This is a genomic window from Nocardia wallacei (genome assembly GCF_029869545.1).
Lineage (GTDB): Bacteria > Actinomycetota > Actinomycetes > Mycobacteriales > Mycobacteriaceae > Nocardia > Nocardia wallacei_A.
Map to the genome: position 1 here is coordinate 1 of NZ_JARWQD010000087.1, position 5,063 is coordinate 5,063.

The 5,063-nt window shown below is 70.0% G+C and carries 5 protein-coding genes; 1 reads left to right on the forward strand and 4 read right to left on the reverse strand.

Annotation, left to right across the window (positions count from 1 at the left end):
* Positions 1-156: 156 nt before the first annotated feature.
* On the reverse strand, positions 157-747 hold the full coding sequence (locus QH290_RS05420; RefSeq protein ID WP_280382142.1) for a TetR/AcrR family transcriptional regulator: 591 nt from the start codon (positions 745-747) through the stop codon (positions 157-159).
* Between the two features lie 103 nt (positions 748-850).
* Here QH290_RS05420 and QH290_RS05425 point away from each other — a divergent pair, with 103 nt between their 5' ends.
* Complete coding sequence (locus tag QH290_RS05425; RefSeq protein WP_280382143.1) at positions 851-2,893, forward strand: alkyl/aryl-sulfatase; 2,043 nt, start codon at positions 851-853, stop codon at positions 2,891-2,893.
* A 104-nt stretch (positions 2,894-2,997) separates the two neighbouring features.
* On the opposite strand, the gene QH290_RS05430 is transcribed toward QH290_RS05425, so the two are convergent.
* From QH290_RS05430 to QH290_RS05440, 3 genes are all read right to left on the reverse strand, one after another.
* Positions 2,998-3,333, reverse strand: coding sequence for a histone-like nucleoid-structuring protein Lsr2 (locus QH290_RS05430; RefSeq protein WP_068028223.1), 336 nt, complete (start codon positions 3,331-3,333; stop codon positions 2,998-3,000).
* Between the two features lie 187 nt (positions 3,334-3,520).
* The gene (locus tag QH290_RS05435) at positions 3,521-3,670 is read right to left on the reverse strand and encodes a hypothetical protein (RefSeq protein WP_280382145.1); all 150 of its coding nucleotides are present in this window, start codon (positions 3,668-3,670) and stop codon (positions 3,521-3,523) included.
* Entirely contained in the window at positions 3,667-4,944 is a 1,278-nt protein-coding gene (locus tag QH290_RS05440) for an amidase (RefSeq protein ID WP_280382146.1), read from the reverse strand. Before QH290_RS05440 ends, QH290_RS05435 begins: the two co-directional genes overlap by 4 nt.
* Positions 4,945-5,063 lie beyond the last annotated feature (119 nt).

Consider the following 5,063-nt stretch of genomic DNA (forward strand, 5'->3'; position numbering starts at 1 on the left):
CCCCCCCCCCCCCCCCCCCCCCCCCCCCCCCCCCCCCCCCCCCCCCCCCCCCCCCCCCCCCCCCCCCCCCCCCCCCCCCCCCCCCCCCCCCCCCCCCCCCCCCCGGGGCGCGGGGGGGGGGGGGCCCCCCCCCCCCCCCCCCCCCCCCAACGCCGCTCAGGCCAGCAGGGCGCGCAGGGCCCGCCGGATCGCGGCGGTGGCGTCCGCCCGCGACAGCCCGCGCCGTTCGACCAGGTGGTGCCGGTAGGGCCAGCTGACGGTGGCGTCGATGAGATCGAGCAGTTCCCCGTCCACGCCGTCGGCGCGGGCGAGTTCGGGGGCGAACATTTCGGCCAGGTGGTCGCGAATGCGCCTGTCGGTCAGCCGCATTCGGTCGTCCATTCCCGCATTGGTCTGCGATTCCAGCAGTCCCATGATGCGGGGACGGCGCTGCAGCGCGTACACGGTCGCGCTCTGATCCGCCGCGGCGGCGATGCGCTCGTCGAGCGGTTGCCGCGGATCCACCTGGGCGAGCAGGGTTTCCACGTAGTCCGACTGCTGTTCGACCGCGGCCTGCAGCAGGTCCTCGCGGGTGGGGAAATGCACGAAGATGCTGCGTTCGGACACACCCGCCCGGGTGGCGATGGTCTTGGTGGTGGGGGCGAAATCGCCGTCCTTGACCGCCTCCAGTAAGGCGTCGATGATCGCGCGGCGGGTCTGCTCGGGATTGCGCCGGCGCCGCCGTCCGGTCTCGGTGCCCTCGTTCATGTCTGCATCCGACCACATCGGCCCGGGCCGGTCGCGCAGCGGGGGCGGTGAGTCGCACCACTGTTATTGCAGTGCCGCTGCAATAACGGATATGGTGGTTCGCATGACGAAGGATCGTGAGAGTGGGCGGCCGCGCGGCGTCTCGCGCCGCGGCGTATTCGGGGCCGGTGCCGCCGCGGTGGCGGCCGCGGGCATCGGCCTGGGGCTCGGTGGCTGTGGCGGCGAGGACGACGAGGTGAACCCGCCGGACACCCGGACCGACCCCGCCGAGCACATCGCCCGCGCCAACCGGCAGGCCGCCGGGACGCTCCCGTTCTCCGACACCGCCGATTTCGCCGATGCCGACCGCGGCTTCATCGCGGCGCTCACGCCCGGCGTGGTCCGGTCCGAGGGCGGAAAGGTGGTGTGGGACAACGACTCCTACAACTTCCTGCAGGGCTCGTGCCCGATGTCGGTGCATCCGAGCCTGTGGCGGCAGTCGCAGCTGACGGCCAAGCAGGGCCTGTACGAGATCGCGCCGGGCTTCTATCAGGTGCGCGGCCTGGATCTGTCGAACATGACGCTGATCGAGGGCGAAACCGGCGTCGTCGTCATCGACCCGCTGATCTCCGCCGAGACCGCGAAGGCGGGGCTGGCGCTGTACCGGCAGCACCGTGGCGACCGGCCGGTGACGGGCCTGATCTACAGCCACTCGCACGTCGACCATTTCGGCGGTGCCCGCGGCGTGCTCACCGAGGAGCAGGTGGCGGCCGGGGTCCCGGTGCTGGCGCCGGTGGGTTTCGTGGAGCACGCGGTCAGCGAGAACGTCTACGCCGGAACGGCGATGGCGCGGCGCGCGGCCTACATGTACGGCGCCGCGCTGCCCCGCGGGCCGCAGGGGCAGGTGGGCACCGGGCTCGGACAGACCACCTCGACCGGCACGGTCACCCTGATCGCGCCGACCCGCGACATCACCCACACGGGCCAGCAGGAGACGGTCGACGGTGTGCGCATGGTGTTCCAGCTGACGCCCGGCACCGAGGCGCCGTCGGAGATGAACTTCTACTTCCCCGACCGCCGCATCCTGTGCATGGCCGAGAACGCCACCCACACCCTGCACAATCTGCTCACGCTGCGCGGCGCCCTGGTGCGCGATCCGCACGTGTGGTCGGCCTATCTCACCGAATCCATCAATCTTTATGCGCGGCAATCGGATCTGGTGTTTTCCTCGCATCACTGGCCGGTGTGGGGAACCGACCGGATCGTGGAATATCTGTCGCTGCAACGGGATCTGTACGCGTACCTGCACGACCAGACCCTGCGGCTGTTGAATCAGGGCTATACCGGCGCCGAAATCGCCGAGCAGTTCCAGCTACCGCCCGCCCTGGCCGAAAAGTGGTTCACGCGCGGCTATTACGGCTCGGTGAGCCACAACGTGAAGGCCGTCTACCAGCGTTACATGGGCTGGTTCGACGGCAATCCGGCACATCTGTGGGAACATCCGCCGGTGGAGTCGGCGAAGCGGCACGTGGAGGCGATGGGCGGCATCGATTCGGTCTTACGGCAGGCCCAGAAGGCTTACGACGCAAGCGATTACCGATGGGCGACACAGCTGCTCGACTATGCGGTCTTCGCCGTTCCCGACAACCGGAAAGCACGGCTGCTGCAGGCGGCCACCTTCGAACAACTCGGATACGGCAGCGAGAACGCCACCTGGCGCAACTTCTATCTGTCCGGCGCGTACGAACTACGCAACGGTACTTTCGGAACTCCGACTCAGTCGGATTCGAGTTCGCTGCTGACCGCGCTCTCGGTCGATCAAATCTTCGACGCGGCCGCGCTGCGCATCAACGGCCCGCGGGCGTGGGGCGTCACGATGACCACCGACTGGCGTTTCACCGACGACCGCGACCGCGTCCATCGCGTGGAGTTGCGCAATGGCGTGCTGATTCACTACGACCGTCGGGCGGGTGACGGGCTGCCCGCACCCGACGCCACGGTGACCACCACCCGTGCCGCGCTGCTCGGTGCCCTGCTGGGCGGCGGTGATATCGCGGCGGCGGTGCGCAGGGGCGATCTCCGCATCGAGGGCGACGCGGCCGTCCTGGCTCAGCTACCGCCGCTGTTCGACAAACCCGATCCGAACTTCGCGATTGTCACTCCCTGACCCGCCGGTCCCCGGCATGCGGACGGGCCCGGCTCCCGCGCCTGTGAGGCGGTGAGCCGGGCCCGTCCGAAACCCCTTTTACCAGGACAAAGCCCGGATCGCAGTTACTTGTTCGCTTTGTGATAGGCGGCGACGATCTCGGAGGAAATTCGCCCTCGGGCCGACACGTTGTAGCCGTGTTTCTTCGCCCATTCCCGGATGGCCACGGTTTGCTCGCGGTCGGCCGCCGACTTCGGCTTGGACACCGCACCCGACTTCACCCGGCCGACCTTGCGGGCCTTATCGGCCCAGGGTTCCAGGGAACCCCGTAGCTTGCCGGCATTCAACGTGGAGAGATCGATTTCGTAGGCCACACCATCGATCGAGAACTGCACGGTCTCGTCCGCTTTGGACTTCCCGTCGTAATCGTCGATGAGCGTGACGGTGACCTTCTTGGCCATGAGCCAGCCCTTTCGCACGGACACGGATCTACTCGGATTGCGTATACCGTACCGCAGCGGCCTCTCGCAAAGCGAATCCGGCACTATTCGGCGTTTCCGGCGGTGAATGTCCGAAAGGGTTAAAACAATCGGCGGGTGAAGGAATTCCCGGGCCTCGGGGGATTGTTCGGATCCCGGGCCCGGCCGGTCACCCGACGCTGTGGCCGCCGCTGGGCTCGCCGTATCGGACGTCGGCGCAGTTGTGCAGCAGTTCCGCCAGGCTGTTCATCATCTCGTACATGTCGTCGACGGCGGCCTTTTCCTCGGGTTCGGCCGACCAGGTGGACGGGACGGTCATGGCATGCCTTTCGCGAGATGGTGGGTGGTGCGGCGCTGATACGCGTCGCCGGCGCGTAACACGGTCGCCTCGTCGAAATACCGGCCGCTGATCGACATCGACAGCGGGGTGCCCTCGGAGGACAGACCGATCGGTACGGCAAGGGTGGGATTTCCCAGCGGATTCCAATACGGAGTGTGCAGCGAGGCCAGGGCGCCCAGTGGCCGCAGCGGATCCAGCGTGGACAGCGGTGGCGCGCCCAGGTGGCCGGTCGGGGTGACGACGAGGTCGACCCGGTTCAGCAGGTCGGACATGCGGCCCTGCGCCAAGCGCCGGACACGTTGTGCCTGAACATAATCCGGCCCGGTGACCGCCGCACCGGACGCGAGCACGATGCGGGTGCCGCGGCCGTAATCGATCCAGCGCTCGCGCAGGTCGGCACGGTGGTAGGCGTGCGCCTCGGCCAGCATCACGAGCAGATCGACGGCCACCAGCTCCGGGTACATCGCCAGCTCGACGGGGACGACCGTGGCGCCCGCGGCGCGCAGCGCGTCGAGGGCCGCGGCGAACCGCCGGGGCTGTTCCGGATCGATACCGGCGTCGGCGAAGCGGTCGAGATCATCGACGCCGACGGTGATTCCGCGCAGATCGCCGGTGAGGGCGGCCGGATAGTCGGCGGCCGGGACCGCGGCGCTGTAGGGATCGCCGGGATCGTGGCCCGCCAGCACCGACAGCAGCAGCGCGCAGTCGGCGGCCGACCGGGCCAGCGGGCCGACATGGTCGAGAGTGTAACTCAGCGGCACCACACCGGATTTCGGTACCCGGCCGAAGGTGGGCTTGAGCCCCGTGACGCCGTTGAATGCCGCCGGGATCCGGATGCTGCCCGCGGTATCGGTCCCGATCGCGCCGAGGAACAGTCCGGCGGCCACCCCGGCGCCCGAGCCCGAACTGGAGCCGCCCGCCCAGCGCTCCCGATCCCAGGCGCAGCGCGGGATCGGAAACGGCTTGTCCGGGTCGGGAACTCCGATCGCGAACTCCATGGTGCTGGTCTTGCCGGTGAGGACGGCGCCGGCGCGTTCCAGCCGCCGGACCACGGTGCAGTCCCCGGCGGCGCTCGCCCACGCCGGGTCCAGGACCAGACTCTGCGCGGTCGTCGGGGCGTGCGCGTGGGCGAGAATGTCCTTGACGCCGAGGGGGATTCCGGCCAGCGGCGGCAGCGTGGCGCCGGCGGCGAGTTGCCGGTCGACCTCGGCCGCCCGGGCGCGGGCCCGTTCCTCGGTGCGGGTCAGGTACACGCCGAGATCGTCGCGGGGCCGCAGGGGCCCCGCGGTGAGAACGGTGGGCCGGGTCTAACGGGGGGGGCCCCCGCGCGGGGCCGCCGCGCGCGCGGCGCGCGGCCGGGCGCGGCGGCGGG